Consider the following 18,496-nt stretch of genomic DNA (forward strand, 5'->3'; position numbering starts at 1 on the left):
TTCTCTGCACCGGCATATCAGGAGCCCCCTCTGAGCGCCGAAGTAAAGCGGTATACTCCCCGTGATCCTGCCCCCAACTGAAGATAGTGAACTAATATTGAAGATGAAGTTTATCTATAGGGGGCACTATGATTCAATTTTCCAGCATAAGGCACCAGATATTACTCTTTGCAACAACAAGCTTGCTTGCTGTCACCTTAGCCATCATCGGCTATGGCTACGTCTCAAACCAGTCTCTGCGCCATGAGGTCCATGACAGCGTATTGAACCAGGTTCAGGAGCAGGTCATAGAGAATATTAATTTAGCCGCACAACAAGAGGCATTAAAAATTAATGCCTCATTCGACCATGCCATGGATATTGCCACCTCTGTTGCCGGTGGATTATCTCCCGAGAGGCCCGGCCTGAGCAGAGATCAGTTCAACAGTATGCTTAAAAATCTGGTCAAAAATAACCACGACATTTTAGGTATATATACAGGTTGGGAAACCGATCGATTCGATGGGCTTGATTTCGAGAATACCGATAACCGCTATTCACTCCCCGAGGGTAATTTCGCCCCTTACTGGACCCGTTCGGCTTCGGGCAAAATTGATCTTCAACCGCTAAGTGGCTTCTATTCAGAAAAGCTTACGGCCACAGGTATCAGGAGCTCAGAATGGTACCTGTGCCCTATGGAGACTCTAACGGCTTGCGTTATCGATCCCGCCTCCTATGAAGTCCAGGGGGTCGATACACTACTAAGCTCTTTTGTTGCCCCCGTTATTCGTGATGGTCAGTATGTCGGTATGGTCGGTGTCGATTACTCACTGAACTTCTTGCAGCAATTAGCGACACAAGCGGCGGGCAATCTGTTTAACGGTGCCGCCAGAGTGATTATTCTCAGCCCCAGAGGACTCATCAGCGCCGATAGCAGCAATAAGAGCAATATCAGTAAGTCTGTCACCAGTACAGACATTAACTCACTCGTCTCCTCCAGACAGAAACAGCAAACCTCAATCACAGACAGCAGCATTATCGCCAGTAAAACCTTTGCCGTTACCGGCACGAACACCCAATGGGAGATTCTTATTCAGGTGCCCAAAGAGCTGGCATTAGCCAAAGCCAATATCATCGTTGAGCAACTTGAGGTCGGTTTTGCCGATAACCTGACCGGACAGCTGCTGGTTGGGTGTATCGCCGCCCTTTTTGGCATGCTACTCATCTGGCTGATGTCGGGCTCGATAAACCGCCCTATTCGCGAATTAGTCGACGTCGTTGCCAACTTAACGCAATCGGGTGGTGACTTAACCCAGGAGATAAAAATATCCCGCAGAGATGAGACAGGGCAGCTCGCGACTCACCTTAATACCTTTATCGCAAATGTACGCTCGATTGTATCAGATGTGGCCAACAGCATGAGTGAACTGACCCATAGCGCCGAACGTAATGCGGCCCTCTCCGAATCCGGAAGAGAGCAGATCAGCACGCAACAGATGGAGATAGAGCAGGTCGTCACCGCCACCAATGAGATGTCATCTACGGCTCACAGCGTCTCCGACAACGCCCAGGTCACCGCCGACTCAGTATCGAGCACACAGAGGTCGGTATCGAAAGGACAGGAGGTGGTTCAGGCAAACGCCGAGGGCTTACAATCTCTCTTTGAACAGGTCAACCACGCCTCTAATGAGATCGTCGAGCTTGAGAAGCAAACAGAGAGTATCGGTTCAATTCTGGATGTCATCCGCAACATCTCAGAGCAGACGAATCTGCTGGCACTCAATGCCGCTATCGAAGCGGCACGAGCCGGCGAACAGGGGCGGGGCTTTGCCGTTGTAGCAGACGAAGTGCGGGTGCTGGCAACCCGAACCGCAGACTCAACAGATGAGATACAGCTGATGATCGACGCACTCAGAAGTAAGAGTAAACAGGCGGTGAGTACCATGAGTGAAAGCACAGAGCTGAGTCAAACCTGCTTAACCCATGCGAACCAGGCCGTAGAGGAGCTCGATGAGGTGAGTACTCAAAGTAGTAAAATTCAGGATATGGCGCATCAGATTGCCAGTGCGGCAGAGGAGCAGGCGGCAGTGACCGAGGAGGTGAACCGCAATATCGTCGCTATCAATGATGCGGCCGAATCTTTAGCTCAGGGGGCCATATCGGCTCAGGAGGAGAGTAGCAGCTCGGCCAGACTCGTCGATGAAGTTAACAAAAAGATTAACCATTTTCGTTACTGAAGCCCCCCAAGCTCAGTATATTTAAGCTCCCGATAAGGCTCGTATTTCGAGCCTTATTAATCTGCTCTACCTGCATTTTTCCCGCCGACTCTATGCTCCCCATTCACAAAATTGTTTGCTTTTTTATCGAACCGAACAAGACTTAAAAGAGGTGTTTTCGAGAAGTAGGGGTTACCGATGAGCCAGAGACTGTTAATCATTTTTTCAGCCCTACTTATTGTTATATCTGGTTGCGAGCAGGACCCTTTGGTAAAACGCCAGGTGAAAGCTGTGGCACCAATGAATCAGGAAAACACGTTATTACAGATAGATAAGCACATTAGTCTGACTCCAAGACCACAAGAGACCTTCTCTTTTCCTATACAGCTGGGAGAAGTGGGCCCCGCCGATAGCCTCTACTCGGGTAAGCGCCAATATCCATTTTTCTGCATGACTGTAGATGCCGGTCTCGGACAACCTCTGGTGGATAATGAACGGGGCTATGGAGTGCCGGTATACGACGATAATGAGCAGCTTATAGGTTACAGCAAGGACTGCCTCATCAGGTCGAGGTTGGACTACTTCTACGCCGTGGCCGGAGACGTAGATGATGACGATTCAATCAGGCCCTATGATCCGGATAATCCACCGGCTAGCTCGAGTATCGCCCATACGGAGATCGCTGGAAAACTCGTTCCTGAGATCTATCGCCTAGAGAGGGGCAGCATCAACCGTTATATCTATCATATCGTCATGTTAGTACCTGAATATGGCATGGGTAACCGCAATATTAAGCAGTACTGGAACCAGAAGTTACTCTATCAATTTAAGGGCGGATCCAGTATCGGTTTCCGTCAGGGACAGATGGGAGCCGAGCGATTCATCGGCAGGCGTCGCTCCCTGCTGTCTCAGGGATATGCCGTCGTCGGCTCCAGCGGTAACGACACCAGCTACTCCTATAACATGTTGCTGGCCGAGGATACTGCAAGAAGGGTCAAGAAACAGTTCACCTCCCTCTATGGTGATCCCATATACACCCTTGGCATAGGCGGCTCAGGTGGAGCATTGGCCCAATACCTGATAGCACAAAACAGCGAAGGGATACTGGATGGGCTGATGCCGCTCTACAGCTATCCGGATATGGTTTCTCAATCAATATTCATCCTGGACTGTGACCTGCTGCAGCATTACTTCAATATTACCGCCAGTGACAATGATAAGTGGCGGGACTGGGAACAGAGAGAGAAGATCGAAGGGATGAATGGCATCAACGATTTTAGTCATCCCTATACCTTTCTCGTGCCTCTCAATCAGATTGTGGCGGGAGTATGGCCATCTATGCCCAGTGGGAGCAGCGAATGTGTCTACTCCTGGTTTATCGCCTCAACCTTCTTCTACAACCCCAAACAGGGATTCATTAAGCCCTTCTTCTCTGACGATGTAAAAGAGCAGGTCAACTGGACCTACTGGCAGGATCTGGCACAGATCTATGGTGTCGATAACAAAGGTTTCGCACGTACGACCTGGGGCAACGAGGGGGTTCAATATGGCCTGATGGCACTTCGCCGGGGTGATATCAGTATCGAAGAGTTTATCCACCTAAACCAGTATATCGGCTCCTGGGTACCCCAGGATAAGATGAGAAAAGAGACCGCCTTCACCCCCTTGGGGATGAAGTTTCCTCTCTGGTTAAGCCTCTGGAGCCGAAACAACATCACCGAGCCCTCGCCGGATATTGCCAAACGAAAACCGGCCGACCCGCAAGCGATCGCGAATGGCTATCGATATGGACAGATATTTATCGGCAAGGCGGAGCTGCCAATACTGGAGATCCGCCACTACCTGGAAGATGAGCTCAATATGCACCACACGGCCGCTTCATTTGAGAGCCGCCTCAGGATACAGAGTTATCAGGGGCATAACGATAATCAGGTGATCTGGATATCTCATAAGGATTACACCCCAATCAAGGAGGGGGTTGAGTATTTAGATCGCTGGTTGATGACGCTAATGAGCTCGGATGATAAAGATCCGATAGCGGCAAAACCAGAGTCCCTTCGCGATGCCTGCATCGGAAGTCAGGGAGAGGTCCTGTTCGAAGGCGAGCGTGTCTGGGACGGAGAATGGAACAACAAGCCTGTCGGCAAGTGCAGTAAAGTCTTCCCCCCCTACAGTAATATCCGGGTTCAGGCCGGCGGTCCCTGGGAGGGGAGTATCTTTAAGTGTGGCCGGATCCCTGTGGCCGATGCCATATCCAACGGCATTTATGGGGGGCTGGCTATGGGGTCATACCGGCAGAAGTTAGAAGCGATATTTCCCGGCGGGGTCTGTGACTATGATCAAGGTGATATCGCCAGGCCTGATCTAGGGTTAACTCCGGTGCTACAGGCAAAACAGAACCCTAAAAACAATCACAGCGATCGGGCTCAAGCCAAATAATCACCGCCTCCCCCTCTATGGCCCCTGAATCACATATTCAGGGGCATAGCATGACGACTTATGACTCTCACCCAATAACTCAGCTCCACGCTCCCCATCGAGTTCACCAGCATTGAGAGCAAGGCGACGCCGGCTATTTTGACCTCCGGCTGAATTAATCATAAGATCCCTTATCCCTGTGATAATTAAGAGCCTAATAACAATGGGATCGACCATAGATATCAGTTGGATCCAGTTAGCCCTGTTTATGTCGGTGCTGCTTATTCCTCTGCTCATCAATCACAGGTTTGAGCTAAGGTTGGGGCGTGAGATCTCGATTGCTGTGGCGCGAATGACGCTGCAACTCATCCTGGTCGGCTTATATCTGGAGTTCCTGTTTAATCTCAACAGCCCACTGTTAAACCTGCTCTGGTTAGCCATTATGCTGCTCATAGGAGCCAGCGCGATCATAGGCGGCGTAAAATTGCCAAAACGCGTACTCTATTTGCCGGTCTTATCGGGATTAATGATTGCAATAACCCCCCTCATGTTTATTCTGCTGTTTATCCTGCTGAAACCAGAGCCCATCTTCAGCGCACAATACACGATTCCGCTCGCCGGCATGCTGCTTGGTAACTGCCTCAGCGGAAATATTGTCGCCCTGCAGCGACTATTTTCAGCCTTTGAAGAGAAGCGGATGGAGTATGAAGGAGTATTAGCCCTCGGTGGCAGGCCTTATCAGGCGGCATACCCTTTCGTTCAATCGGCCCTGAAGCAGTCTTTGGCTCCGATTCTGGCCTCAATGACCACCACAGGACTGGTCACCCTGCCGGGCATGATGACGGGTCAGATCCTGGGAGGCAGCGATCCTATGATCGCAATCAAGTACCAATTGGTCATACTGGTTGCGATATTCGTCATGTTGAGTGTCTCTGTGACCATATCACTCGTGTTATCGGTGAGAGCCAGCATCGAAACAACAGGCTTCATCAAGATTCATATAAACAAGAAGTAGTTATGCTTAAGGGAAGCAGAGGATAGTATCAGGATCGACGCTAACGATACTTGGTGACGATCTGCTCATATAGATTATCGCCATCGCCGATAAACTCTTCCTTTATCTCATCGATAGACAATTGTAACTTTTTGATTAGAGCGGGATCCGTCCCCTTGCTGAACGCATAATAGAGCTCGCTTTCCTGCAGGGTAAAAACAGACTCGAAAAGGCTCTTATCTAAACCGGCATTATGAATATTCCAACTGGCGACATTCTCCTCATAGGCCCATAGCTGAATGCGCCCCTTCTCCAGCATCTTCAACAGAGAGCGGGCACTGTTTGCTCGCTTAATCCCGTCTGGCGAAACACCGAAAGATAACAGAAGTTGCTCTCCTATATCGTCCTTGATAGCGCCTATACTGTAGCTTTCCAGCTCATCTGTCGATTGAATGTCGATCTCACTGCCTGAGAGCGCGAGTAACACGACCCGGGTTTCGATGATGGGCCCGACCCATTGAAAAGAGTCCTCACGAAGCTGAGTGCGTGTCGTTGAAAATAACACCCTGTTCGGCGCCGCTGTGGCCATCTTATAGGCTCTGGGCCAAGGCAACAGCTGGATCTGCTCGCTGGGGAGTCCTTCACCCAGTTTGGCCAGGGCTGCACGAAGCAGATCCACCGCGATCCCCTTTAGCTCCCCCCCCTCCTGATAGTTGTATGGCGGGTAGGACTCGGTTAAATACTCCAGTTCAGACAGGCCGGAAGCGCGCGCATTAATGATAAATACTGCAATACATATACCTATTAACAGGATCAGTTTTATCCGCACTAAGCCCCCATACTCTTTGATCTCCTAGCTTGAGTGTAGCAAGACAATCGAGAAGAGCAATGTCGCAACAGAAAACCTGAATAGTGCTTTAACAAACTAAAAATACTGCACTTCCCCTGACATAGAGCCCCTAACAGCTAAACTTTTTAATGGCCAGGAATATCTGCCTCCGCGATGATATTTGAATCAATTTCAGGCTGTTAAATACCACCGTCGCAGGGGGGAAACTCCGGAGCTCAGCAGGGCTGATTCAGCCATGCAGTGACGTTAGTCTCCCGCTCATACGAAAAGTGCGATCACACTTCCTATGGTTGCGGCGGCTTTGAAATATTGCCCTGCGGTATAGGAGTCATCCTCTTTCTTCTCAACCTCGTCCGGGTGATCCATCCCCAGCGCCCCATAGGCAAAAGACTTCACCCCTCCGGATGGCTCCTCCTTCGCTTTTTCTGCGCTATCTTTTGTGCCAACTGGATCGGGGAGGACATCGGAATCCGACTGAGAAAGATGTTGAAGTTTGCTTTGACTGCTCGTCTGACTAGCTGCCGGAGAGAGGGGCTGAAACGATGGACCGTTATTACCGCTTATTATCATTAACTTAGCCTCAGATTTTCACCACGCATTCGCCAATATAATGTAAAACGACATACAGTAAAACGAGCTGAGGTCAGACTATTGCTACAATTCGTATCATCAGAACCTATACTCCAGCTTTATCCCTACCACATCGAAGCCACGCTCATTCAGCTCAAAGTGATCCCACTGAAATCTAACGTCGGTTTCGGGAGATAGACGGAAGTTGAGGCCAAGGCCCAAATAGGGAGAGACACCATCAAAATCAGACTCAGATGCCTGCTCATAGCCAGTCGCCGGAGCCGACTCCAACTCCCAGCTTAATGCTCCAAGCTTCACCACCGCCGATAGCCCCGGCTCAAGCTCAAAACGATAACCGACTCCGGCTCCCCAGCCGGAATACAGACGGCTATCCTGACTCAAAAGATCGTCATAGCCATAGCCAAAACCTGAACCATGGCCGCTGCCGTTTATCTGGGACAGAACCGCAGAGTCACTGCCAACGCCACCGAGCTCAACTCTATCTAAGGCTAACTGCCAACCCATAGCTTGTAACTGAGGTAGTGGCGCCATCGTTGCCCCCGCCTCTAACCCCGTCATATTAAGCTCATCGATAAGCTGACGCATTGAATCCTTATCGAGACGGCCGCCCATCGCAAGAGTATCCTCCTGTTTTAAAGCTTGGGAGTTTACCCGATACACCTCATCGGCTGAAACCTGATTGCATAGCAACAGCAGGAGCAAAACGGTCAACCAGGCGGAGGGGAAAACGGCTCCCTTAGATTGTATACCTGATCTGTCCTGCTTTAGCTCATACTGGCTCGAACCAGATTGCAGACTCAAGATAGAGAGGGCCGACGGGATATCAATGTCACTTGGGTTATCTATGAGTACTTTCATGGCTCACTCCTCAACTAAAGCTTTGTACAAATAACAAGCAATAGTTAAGCCAACCAGTTCCGGTTACGATAGATATCAACACCTTGAGATGATGTTAAACTCTATACTCAATACTCACGGCACATATTCGCCAGATTTATGCCACAAACTGCACTGCAGTTTGCGACACGGCGGAAGCTAGCTTCCCAATATCCTTTGATAAATTTCGCTCACCCGCTGGGCATAATCCTCGACCTGCTCCACGGCAAGCTGTCCGGCCTTCTGTTGTAACGTCAGCCTGTGATTCTCATCACGCAGAAACAGATAGGTCTGAATGAGCTGCTGCGCATCACCGTGAGGTAACAGGGCCAGCTCTCCGAGAGTCGAAAAGATTCTGAGATTATCAGACCAGATACACAGCTCGCTGTGTTCATGGGCATTAGCCAGCACCAAATATTGGGCGATAAACTCAATATCTGCGATCCCACCGGCACTCTGTTTAAGATCGAACATATCCGGGCTCACCTTAAGCAGATGGTCACGCATCTTCAATCGCATATCCCTCACCTCCCGGGCCAGAGCTGCTTTATCCCGCTCCATCTGCAATACCTGAGAGCGTAGTATGCTGAAACGACTGGATAACGCATTATCTCCAAACATAAATCTGGCTCTGACTAAAGCTTGATGCTCCCAGGTCCATGCCTCTTCACGCTGATACTGGCCGAAATTCTCTATCTCGCTCACCAGCAAACCTGAAGCCCCCGAAGGCCGAAGCCGCATATCGACTTCATAGAGCTCCCCCGAGGAGGTGCGGGTGGAAAACAGGTGCAGGATCCGCTGAGCAAGCTTGAGATAAAAGTGTCCAACCTCTATCGGTCGCTGACCGTTGGTCTCACTATGCCCGGGAAACCGTTCACGGGAGTAACTGTGCAGGAAAACCAGATCGAGATCTGAACCATACCCCAACTCAATACCACCGGCTTTGCCATAACCTATCACCGCAAAGCCCATATCCCCCTCATCCAAGTGGGTCGGCACACCATGGCGAGCACTCACCTGTGACCAGGCTTGAGTCACTACCTGCTCAATAATGGCTTCGGCGAGCAGGGTCAGGTGATCGCTGACCTGACTCACCGGCAATACTCCGGTGACATCTGCGGCAGCAATTTTCAGCTGTTGCGACAGTTTAAACTGCCTCAGCCCCTCCATCTGCTGCTCCATATCCTCTTCGGGTACTCGAAGCAGGTACTGGCGCAATTCACTGCCGTAGTCGTCTAATGAGGTCGTATCGTAGAGTTGAGCGGGATCGATAAGCTCATCGAGCAACATAGGAAACTTTGCCAACTGAGCGGCAATCCAGGGACTGGCACAACAGAGGCTGACCAGCTGTTGCCTGGCACCGGGATTCTCATACAGGAGCTCAAGGTAGGTCGTACGGGTCAAAATCTGATCCAGCACCTTAGATACAGGCTCAAAGGCTTTCGAGGGGGATACCAACAGAACCAACTCACGCAAAAGCCAGGGCATCAGCTTATCCAGAGTGTCTCTGCCACGGGGACCGATGGATCGCTTCGCTACTGTGTCACGCCAGGACTTAAGCATAGGCCAAAGGTCCGGATCTTCTATAGACTGCTCGCCGATAAGCCCCTGAGCATGTTCATCCTCCTGCACACTCCATAGCTGCTGAGTCCATAGCTGTGATGATTCATCCTGCTCATTTCCACCCACGGTATCGTTAAAGTGTCTATGGATCTTGTTCATCGCGGACTCGATATGCGTCCGCAGCTCGGCTTCAGATGCCATCCCCATGCAGTGACATAAACGATACCAATCCAGTCCGTTATCGGGCAGGGTCTGGGTCTGTTGATCGCCTATGGCCTGAAGTAAGTTTTCTACCCGTCGCAGCAGCAGGTAACTCTGCTTGAGCTCATCGACCGCCAGATACTCAAGCTGGCCTAAGGTATACAGGGTATCGATGGCGGCAAACAGGCTCTGTTGACGCAGTGAAGGCTCACGACCTCCCCGAATAAGCTGAAAACTCTGCACCACAAACTCAACTTCACGTATGCCACCGGCCCCCAGCTTAATATTGTCGGTGAGTTTACGACGCCTGACCTCCTGAGTAATCAACTGCTTCATTTTTCTCAGAGATTCGATAGCCGAAAAATCGATATAACGGCGATATACGAAGGGTCTCAGCATGGCATGCAGCTCATCTGAAAAAGAGGTCCATGGACCCAAGGCTCGGGCCTTGACCATGGCATAACGCTCCCAGTCACGTCCCTGCTCCTGATAATAATCTTCAAGCCCACTGAAACTGACCACCAGAGGGCCACTCTCACCGTAGGGACGCAGGCGCATATCCACACGATAGACAAAGCCATCCACGGTCACCTGATGGAGCAAGTTCACCAACCGCTGCCCCATGCGGATAAAGAACTGTTGATTATCCAGGGCACGACGCCCCCCCTGTGTTTCTCCGTGCTCCGGAAAGGTAAAGATAAGATCGATATCCGACGAAAAATTAAGCTCACGTCCACCCAGCTTGCCCATGCCGATGACGAGCAGAGGCTGCGGATTCCCCTCACTGTCACAGGGAGTTCCATATTGCTGACACAGCTCCCGATAGAGCCAGTCTCGCCCGGCAATGATCAATGCCTCTGACAGGGCCGAAAGATCAAGCAGAGAATCCTCAAGGCTGACATAACCGAGAAAGTCCCGCCAGGCCAGCCTCACCATCTGCCTATTACGGTAACGTCTTAAGATTGCCTTAGCCTCATCTTCGTTTCGACATGGCTCTAACAGCTCATGAAGCTCCCGATCGAAGTTGAGTCTCTCAAGTTTGCTCAGTTCACCGTTGAGCAGTGCGGGGATCCACTCCGGATGTCGACATAACTGCTCGCCGATAAAGTCACTCAAGCCCATGACCCGATACAGCTCATCGCGCTGACCGGCATCGGTTAACGTTGAAAGCTCGGGCCAGACGTCACCCAACCTTTGCCAGTAACGATCCGCAACGTCAGTTATAATGGCGGGCAACGACGTGTTACTGTTAATTTCCATGGTAATAATAATCCCTAACAATTATGGCAATCGACTTATTATCAATTAAGACATATTATGTCTTGACTGTGACAAGGGTGTAACAACACAGGTTTAATCTAGTCACCGAACTGAGTTTAAACAAAAAAGATTACTTTTTATTTCAGAGTAAAGGTTACTATAACCTAATGAAATACTAAGCTGATTATATTTATCAGCCTCTACCGGATATAAATGGAGAAAACATGACAGCGATGTTCATACGTGTTCTCACTCTTACATTGCTTATGACCTTAGCGGGCTGCGGCGATGACAGGCCTGAGCGTATTGCGCAATTCCAGCAGTTAGCGGGGCAGAGAATCGATACTCTTGGCCAGATGTTGGATAGCGGCCAGGTCCGCAATGCCACCTTGCTTAAACAATACACCAGTATCTTAGCAAAGCAGCAAACCGAGATGGCCCCTCTGCTCGATGAGCTGGCAAAAGATGCCACGCCTAAAGGCCCCATGTTTACCTCTCTGGTTCGCCGTGCAGCTGAACTCGGTGATCCTAACAACTTTGTCGATCTCGATCAGCAACTGGCGGAGGCCGAAAATATCTATCATGCCGCCGATCCCAGCCTCTTTAACGACATGCTTTCAGATCCGCTCAATGTGGTGGCGGACATGTCAAATGGTGCCTTAGCCCGGGTCAACTCCATCAGCCGGGAGGCCTCCGCCCTGGCCAATGGCGCGGAAGACTTTGGTCCGGGCAGCCAACTGGTAGGTAACCCGAATTACGGTAGCTGGCAAACCGGCTCAAACGGCATGTCCTTCTGGGCCTGGTATGGTATGTATTCCATGTTTTCAAATGTGATGCGCGGACCTATCGGTTATGACCGCTGGTCCAGCCGAAGAAACTATAGCTACTACAATGATGTAGGACGCTATCGTTATACCTCACCAAAACAGGCCAGCGCGCAAAATAAAACCTTCGAACGCACGAAGAAACAGTTCAACTCACAGGGTAAGAGGTTCGATAGCCCCTACGCTAAATCACGTTCAGGCTCAACAAGCCTGTCGCGTCAAAGCACGAGTACTCCTAAGGCAAGCTCGACAGGCACTCGTAGCAAAACCAACAGCAAGTTTCGCTCTAACTACTCAAAGAACAGCAACTTCCGTAACTCTAACAGTCGCACGACTCGCGGTGTACGCCGAGGCAAATAGATAAGGAACTCACATGACATTATTTCAAGACTTCGGTATTACATCAGAACTTGTCATCATTCTGGCCATAGATCTGACGATTGCCATCATTTTATTAACCCTGATGCGTTACCTGCAAGGCTGGACGGCAAAGGTAGACAGCCGCGTCGAGCTGGCAGAGAAAGATAACTTTGCTTTCGGGATCAGCACCGCCGGTGCCATTGCGGGCCTGGGAATTGTGCTCACCGGAGCCATCACAGGTGAAGCCGCCGACTCCTTTATTGTTGAAGCCATAGGCATGAGTGCCTACGGACTATTTGGCTTACTGCTGATAAAACTGGGCAGATACTTTCACGATAAAGTGGCCCTGAATGAGTTCAATAAGGGCGAGCAGATCCTTAAGGGTAATATCTCCATTGCTATTGTCGATGCCAGTGCCGCCATAGCTACCGCGATCATCATACGTGCAGTTTTGGTCTGGGCCGAAGATCTGACCTTAGATACCTTCATCGCCATCTTCAGCGCCTTTGCCATCTCACAACTTATGCTGGTACTGCTTACCCGTTTTCGCGAGTTTCGTTACGCCAAGCGCAATAATGAGGCCTCGATGCAGGAAGCCCTTGTTCAAGGCCACAAGGCGGTCGCCATTCGTCACAGTGGTTATATGCTCGCCATGGCATTGAGCTTCAATGCTGCCAGCCACTTCATCATCTATAGCCCCCAAGCCTATATTGCCAACCTCATGGGCTGGCTAATCTTCTCCATCATTATGTTAATCACCCTATCGGTACTGATTAAGATAGTGAAGAAGCTGGTGTTATCTAACATACATCTGGCCCAGGAAGTTGAACAGCAGCACAATATCGGTATCGCGACCGTGGAGCTGGCTATCAGCGTGGCAGTCGCCCTTATTCTGACGAGCCTGATGTACTAACCCTGCCATCTTTGGCTCAGAGAAGGCGATATACAGATACGGTTAATCATGAGTTGATTAACCGTTTGTTTTTATCCACGACTGTGAGATACGCGTGAGAGAAGTAACCAGTTCTAATCTAACCGGGCCCGAAGAGACAGGCTTAAATGTCGGGCATTTAGCCACTACAGGCAACGCCAAAGCTGCAGGACGTAAGTTAAGCTGGTTCGATGACACCCTGCTGCTGGGCATCATGGCCGTATTAGCCGGCTGTGGTTTAATTTATGAGTACCTGCTCTCTCACTACGCCGGCCGAATTCTCGGGGCCCTGGAAGCCGCCATCTATACCATGATAGGCCTGATGATTGTCTCCATGGGCATAGGGGCATTTGCCGCAAGAAAGATCCGCTGTGCCTTTACCGGCTTCGCCGTTCTCGAACTGAGCGTCGCCCTGTGCGGCTCATTGGCAATACTTATCACCGCCGCCGTTATCGGCTTCGGCCAGCAGCTTCCTCTCATCATCGCCAGCACCTTAGGCCTGCCCCCCGATCTGTTGCCCGAAGGTGGATTCATCGGGTTATTTCAGCACCTGAGTGAGTACCTCCCCTATTTCTGGGGCGTACTTCTCGGACTGATGATTGGGATGGAGATCCCACTCATTGCCCGTGTACGTCAGGCGCTGTGTGATGAACACCTGATGCATAATGCCGGTACCATCTATGGCGCCGATTACATTGGCGCGGGTGTAGGAGCCGCTATATGGGTCAGCTTCATGCTGGCACTGGACATTCAACTGGCCGCCGCCATAACGGCCAGCTTCAACCTGCTTGCCGGATTTATCTTTATCTGGCGATTCTGGAGTAAGATCCGTCATGTTGTTTGGCTGCTTGTGGGTCACTTCATTGCAAGTGGAATCTTGTTGATGCTGGCCTGGCACGGACCCACCTGGGAACAAAACTTTAATAACCTGCTCTATAAAGATGAGGTTATCTATGCCAAGTCGACACGATTTCAGCAGCTGACCTTTACAGAAAGGCTAAGAGGTAACGGCCTCGAACCTGTGTACTCGCTGTATATCAATGGCAGATTACAGTTTTCCAGTCAGGATGAACATATCTATCATACGTTTCTGGTCCATCCGACACTGGAGGCCAGCGCAAGACATAATAAGGTATTGATCATAGGTGGAGGAGACGGCTTAGGCCTGAAACAGGTACTGAAATGGCAACCTGAGCAGGTGACCCTGATGGATCTGGACAGAGACCTGCTGGAGCTATTTACCTCCCATGATGCCAACATGCCTAAACGATTAAGTCAGACCCTGTTAAGACTGAACGGTGACGCCCTCAATGATCCCAGAGTTGAGGTCGTTGTCGATGACGCCTTTAATGGTGTAGATAAGCTACTAAAACGCGGGGACAGATATGATGCAATCATTGTCGATCTGCCCGATCCCAGCCATCCGGATCTCAACAAGCTATACTCAGATCTTTTTTACAAGAAACTTAAGGAACTCTTAAGCGCCGACGGGGCTCTAACGGTACAGTCGACATCGCCTTACCATGCACCTAAGGCCTTTATTTCAGTCGGGAAAACATTGGCCGCTGCTGGTTTTAATGTCAACCAGTATCATCACAATGTACCCAGCTTTGGTGAGTGGGGTTGGAGTATCGCCACCCGATCAGGCAAGAGTGCTAAACAGAGATTGAGTGAGCTTGAGCAGCTCACGGTAGAGGATGAATGGTTAACCCCCGGCCTAATCAAGGGCAGCTTCGAGTTTCCGGGTAACTTTTATCATGACCAAGCGCTGATAAAACCCAATATCATAGGGTCGATGCAGCTATATCAATACCATCAACAAGCCTGGTCTGAAAACCAGAACATCAGTTTGTTTTAAGTCTGATGATTCGAACCTATAAGCGTCAGGTTCGATGTAAATATAGCAATACCACCAACAGGCCTGGTCTGAAAACCAGAATATCAGCCTGTTTTAAGCGTTATGTTGTAAGCTCGGCACCTTGCTTTGAATGTCATTTTCAAAGCAAGGCCAGGCTAAGTGAGAGTCAGTAGTTCGATCTATATTTATCGGTATCACCATGGGCCCGATCTGCGGATCAGGGCGTGACACTTTCTGAGAAAATAGCGCTTGACATATTATGTCGCAGTGCTATCTTTAATCACAGACATAATATGTCAAAGAGGACAAATATGAATATTCACAACATTGCCAACCACCTTAATGATCTTTGCGACCAAAGCCACACAGGCTTCCAATTTGACTGCTATCCCATCGATGGTGAAGTCGAGGTCTTACAGGTCAATATCGTTGGCCGTGAAGAGATCCCGGTATTTGTATCTGTAACGGAGAATCAAGTTCTCTGCATCAGTTACCTCTGGGGCGAAGATGAGGTCAATCAGCAGCGCCGCAGTGAGATGTTTGAGACCATGTTAGAGCTCAACATCCCGATGCCACTGTCATCGTTTGCAAAAGTAGATGATAAATATGTGGTGTATGGCGCACTTTCAGTGCAATCGAGCATGCAGGAGATCGAACAGGAGCTTGCCGTTCTTTCCGATAACTGCCTGGAAGTCATCGACGAGATGAGCAACTTCCTCAAATAGTTCTTATCAATTTTTTTAGTCCCGGCCCGAATCGCCGTGACTGAGTAGAAGGAGCCAGATTATGGGCATACTAAACAAGATTTTAACTGCGTTTCGCGGCGGGGCTACAGAGGTAGGACAAACCATCGTCGATGCAAACTCTACGCGTATCTTCGAGCAGGAGATCCGTGATGCTGAGAAGCACCTGACTAAAGCCAAGCGCGAGCTTACAGACGTGATGGCGAAAGAGATGCAAGCCAGTCGCGAAGTAGACCGTCTGAAACGATCTATCACCGAACATGAAGGTTATGCAACACAGGCACTTGAGAAAGATAACGAAGCCCTCGCTCTCGAGGTTGCCGAAAAGATCTCTCAACTGGATCAGGAGCTGGCAGAGCAACAGACGGCTAACGATAGCTTCACCGCTCACGCCACCCGCTTAAAAGAGCTGGTTCGTAAGACTGAGCGTCAGCTCACCGATTACCAGCGCCAACTGAGCATGGTCAAAACCACCGAGAGTGTTCAAAAGGCGACGGCAACGATCACCGACTCTTTTGCCAGCAGCAACTCAAAGCTATTAAATGCTAAAGATTCGCTGGAGAGGATCAAGGCACGTCAACAGCAGTTCGATGATCGCTTACAGGCTTCTGAAGCACTTGCCGAAGAGAACAGCGATAAGTCACTGCATGCTAAACTTGCTGAAGCCGGCATAGGTGAGCAAAAATCCAATGCCAATGCCGTACTCGACCGCCTCAAAGCGCGCAAGTAACCGCCGACACATATCGATGTGAACCGCAATCGATCCATAGCGCTTTTCTTATCACCCGGGAAGGCGCTATTTTCGTATAATAAGCTGTAAAATACCCTCTGGTTCCCGCCGGAAAACATCACAGATTAACAGGAGTCGTTGATGGGATTTTTAAAAGGCCTTTTCGGTAAAAAGGAGGCGCCGAAACGTCAACTTAATCACCCCTCTCACCTGATGCAGGGGGATATGCTCTCTCTAGATGACAGTTTTGCCCTGCCGCCTCAGCTACGGGGCCAGCAACTCAGGGTCGAATCCGTTAATACCTACGAGTATGAGCGCAGTCAAAAGAGTGAGTGGGTACTCAAGGGTCACGGCAATGACACGATCTTCCTGTCGTTAGATGAAGATGATGAAACCTACCTTGCCTTCTCCATTAAAGTAAATCGTGGCCAAGTTGAACAAATTTTCGATCTGGAGGAGTTCAGCCTTATCTTCGAAGAGGATGAGCAGGCACAGCTGACCCCTCAGGACTCTCCTATACTGCAGTCTGCTGCGCTCGAGCAGTGGCTCGGGAAGCAGTACCATCAGATTAATTTTGCCCAGTTCGGTTACTTCCATCGTGAAGACTACCGTGGCAAGAAACCACCACAGGACGCCGATGGTGCAACCGGAGAACCATTCGAGTCCTACCAGCTACTGGACGACGAAGAGCGGTTTGCCATCGATGTTGAGGTCTATGAAGGCGGTGAAACCGATGTCATGTTAACCTTGTATCGCCCGTTATCAGATATCAGAGACTTCTGGCCGGGGAAATAGTAATAAGCTCGTAGCTCGTAGCTCGTAGCTCGTAGCTCGTAGCTCGTAGCTTAAAGATAATTTTAAGGTAATACCGAATGACGAAGAAGAAAAGCCCACTACCGGAGCAATGGCAACAAAATCAGAAAGCGGCCAAGGCAACACAGGTCGCCTTCGATCTGGATGAAAAATTTCAGTACTCTATCCGTAAGGCGGCCTTAGATTCAGGATTCAGCCCTTCGGATCAAATTCGTACCATCCTGGGACTCTCGGTAACTAAACGCCCCAAACGTCCTCGCCTGACGGTTTCACTCAGCCCCGATGATTATGTGCAACTTGCCGAAAAATATGATCTGTCGCCGGAGCAGCAACTCGAAATAAAAAAACATGTACTGGACGATCTCATCCACTTTGTCGATAAAAGCTAGTACACTCATGTAGATGCTTGCCATAACAAGGCGCAGGCAATCGATAATGTATAGTGATATTGGACGAGTTCATGGCAGATAAAAAACGTTGGTTACTTCACCCGGAGCAGGCCCCAACCCCCTTCCAGCTGGCAATGATGATGCTTTCACTACTATCTGTCATTGTGGTGCTTGTGCTCAGCTTTGCTCAACTCGACTCAGAGACCAACCGACTCCTGCTGTTTGTCGACTTCAGCATCTGCATGATCTTTCTCACCTACTTCTTCGTAAACCTGTTCAGAGCCGATAATAAAATCGATTACATCAAACATAACTGGATAGATTTTGTTGCCAGCATCCCAGCGATAGAGCCCCTTAGACTCGCAAGGCTGTTTCAGATTTTACGGGTGATACGCCTTATCCGTATGACTCAGTCATTAATCATACCTATCATAAAACAGCGCAGACAAGCGACACTGGCCAGCCTGTTAGTTGCTATGGTCACCATCTTGACCTTCGCCTCGGTATTGATGCTGATCGTAGAAGCCGGTGTGCCAGAGGCAAACATACATACCGCCGAAGACGCCATCTGGTGGACCTTAGTCACTATCTCAACCGTAGGTTATGGCGACTACTACCCGGTGACAGCCGCAGGCCACGTTATCGGTGGCGTCGTGATTGTTTGCGGAGTCAGCTTTTTCGGAGTTATTTCCGGTTATATGGCCTCTCTGTTTATCGCGCCCGATGAATCTGAAAAGCTCGAAACCCAGAGTCAACAGATCCGTTGTGAACTCCATGAGGCCCTGGCCAGGATGGAAGCGAATCAAGGTGTATTGATGAAGCAGATTGAACAGCTGAACATGCAGCTGAAGGAGCAACAAGAGGGCCCCGAAGACAGTAGTGAAAACGGAAAGAGATAAC

The 18,496-nt window shown here is 49.9% G+C and carries 16 protein-coding genes; 11 read left to right on the forward strand and 5 right to left on the reverse strand.

All coding sequences use genetic code 11. The annotated features are described in order from the left end of the window. The first annotated feature begins 128 nt into the window (after positions 1–128). Positions 129–2,216, forward strand: a complete 2,088-nt coding sequence (locus Q1B47_RS15150; RefSeq protein ID WP_299795281.1) for a methyl-accepting chemotaxis protein — start codon at positions 129–131, stop codon at positions 2,214–2,216. 177 nt (positions 2,217–2,393) lie between these two features. Further along, complete coding sequence (locus Q1B47_RS15155; RefSeq protein ID WP_299795283.1) at positions 2,394–4,634, forward strand: DUF6351 family protein; 2,241 nt, start codon at positions 2,394–2,396, stop codon at positions 4,632–4,634. 15 nt (positions 4,635–4,649) lie between these two features. Here the strand turns inward: Q1B47_RS15155 and Q1B47_RS15160 are convergent, their stop codons facing one another. Continuing rightward, positions 4,650–4,796 (reverse strand): hypothetical protein, encoded by a 147-nt coding sequence (locus Q1B47_RS15160; protein ID WP_299795285.1) that lies wholly within the window; start codon positions 4,794–4,796, stop codon positions 4,650–4,652. Between the two features lie 40 nt (positions 4,797–4,836). On the opposite strand from Q1B47_RS15160, the gene Q1B47_RS15165 reads away from it, so the two are divergent. Continuing rightward, positions 4,837–5,628, forward strand: a complete 792-nt coding sequence (locus Q1B47_RS15165) for an ABC transporter permease (RefSeq protein WP_299795287.1) — start codon at positions 4,837–4,839, stop codon at positions 5,626–5,628. Positions 5,629–5,668: 40 nt separating this feature from the next. Here Q1B47_RS15165 and Q1B47_RS15170 read toward each other — a convergent pair whose 3' ends face one another. The 4 genes from Q1B47_RS15170 to glnE form a co-directional block, all read right to left on the reverse strand. Next, on the reverse strand, positions 5,669–6,436 hold the full coding sequence (locus Q1B47_RS15170; RefSeq protein WP_299795289.1) for a transporter substrate-binding domain-containing protein: 768 nt from the start codon (positions 6,434–6,436) through the stop codon (positions 5,669–5,671). Positions 6,437–6,715: 279 nt separating this feature from the next. Further along, a complete protein-coding gene (locus Q1B47_RS15175) occupies positions 6,716–7,027 on the reverse strand; it encodes a hypothetical protein (protein WP_299795291.1) in 312 nt (103 codons plus the stop codon). 99 nt (positions 7,028–7,126) lie between these two features. Continuing rightward, entirely contained in the window at positions 7,127–7,906 is a 780-nt protein-coding gene (locus tag Q1B47_RS15180) for an outer membrane beta-barrel protein (protein WP_299795294.1), read from the reverse strand. 177 nt (positions 7,907–8,083) lie between these two features. Beyond that, entirely contained in the window at positions 8,084–10,954 is a 2,871-nt protein-coding gene (glnE, locus tag Q1B47_RS15185) for a bifunctional [glutamate--ammonia ligase]-adenylyl-L-tyrosine phosphorylase/[glutamate--ammonia-ligase] adenylyltransferase (protein ID WP_299795522.1), read from the reverse strand. Between the two features lie 218 nt (positions 10,955–11,172). Here glnE and Q1B47_RS15190 point away from each other — a divergent pair, with 218 nt between their 5' ends. The 8 genes from Q1B47_RS15190 to Q1B47_RS15225 all read left to right on the forward strand — a co-directional run bounded on the left by Q1B47_RS15190 (position 11,173) and on the right by Q1B47_RS15225 (position 18,495). Continuing rightward, positions 11,173–12,132, forward strand: a complete 960-nt coding sequence (locus Q1B47_RS15190) for a hypothetical protein (RefSeq protein WP_299795296.1) — start codon at positions 11,173–11,175, stop codon at positions 12,130–12,132. A 13-nt stretch (positions 12,133–12,145) separates the two neighbouring features. Further along, on the forward strand, positions 12,146–13,045 hold the full coding sequence (locus Q1B47_RS15195; protein ID WP_299795298.1) for a DUF350 domain-containing protein: 900 nt from the start codon (positions 12,146–12,148) through the stop codon (positions 13,043–13,045). A gap of 94 nt (positions 13,046–13,139) precedes the next feature. Then, the gene (locus Q1B47_RS15200; RefSeq protein WP_299795300.1) at positions 13,140–14,921 is read left to right on the forward strand and encodes a polyamine aminopropyltransferase; all 1,782 of its coding nucleotides are present in this window, start codon (positions 13,140–13,142) and stop codon (positions 14,919–14,921) included. Positions 14,922–15,232: 311 nt separating this feature from the next. Further along, complete coding sequence (locus tag Q1B47_RS15205; RefSeq protein WP_299795302.1) at positions 15,233–15,646, forward strand: DUF2170 family protein; 414 nt, start codon at positions 15,233–15,235, stop codon at positions 15,644–15,646. Between the two features lie 61 nt (positions 15,647–15,707). Then, positions 15,708–16,394 carry a PspA/IM30 family protein gene (locus tag Q1B47_RS15210; RefSeq protein ID WP_299795304.1) on the forward strand — a complete coding sequence of 229 codons (687 nt, stop codon included), beginning with the start codon at positions 15,708–15,710 and terminating at the stop codon, positions 16,392–16,394. A 141-nt stretch (positions 16,395–16,535) separates the two neighbouring features. Next, a complete protein-coding gene (locus Q1B47_RS15215; RefSeq protein WP_299795306.1) occupies positions 16,536–17,189 on the forward strand; it encodes a hypothetical protein in 654 nt (217 codons plus the stop codon). A 77-nt stretch (positions 17,190–17,266) separates the two neighbouring features. Beyond that, complete coding sequence (locus tag Q1B47_RS15220) at positions 17,267–17,596, forward strand: hypothetical protein (RefSeq protein WP_299795308.1); 330 nt, start codon at positions 17,267–17,269, stop codon at positions 17,594–17,596. Between the two features lie 71 nt (positions 17,597–17,667). Beyond that, entirely contained in the window at positions 17,668–18,495 is an 828-nt protein-coding gene (locus tag Q1B47_RS15225; RefSeq protein WP_299795310.1) for an ion transporter, read from the forward strand. Position 18,496 lies beyond the last annotated feature (1 nt).

Source organism: uncultured Shewanella sp. (assembly GCF_947501225.1).
GTDB lineage: Bacteria > Pseudomonadota > Gammaproteobacteria > Enterobacterales > Shewanellaceae > Shewanella.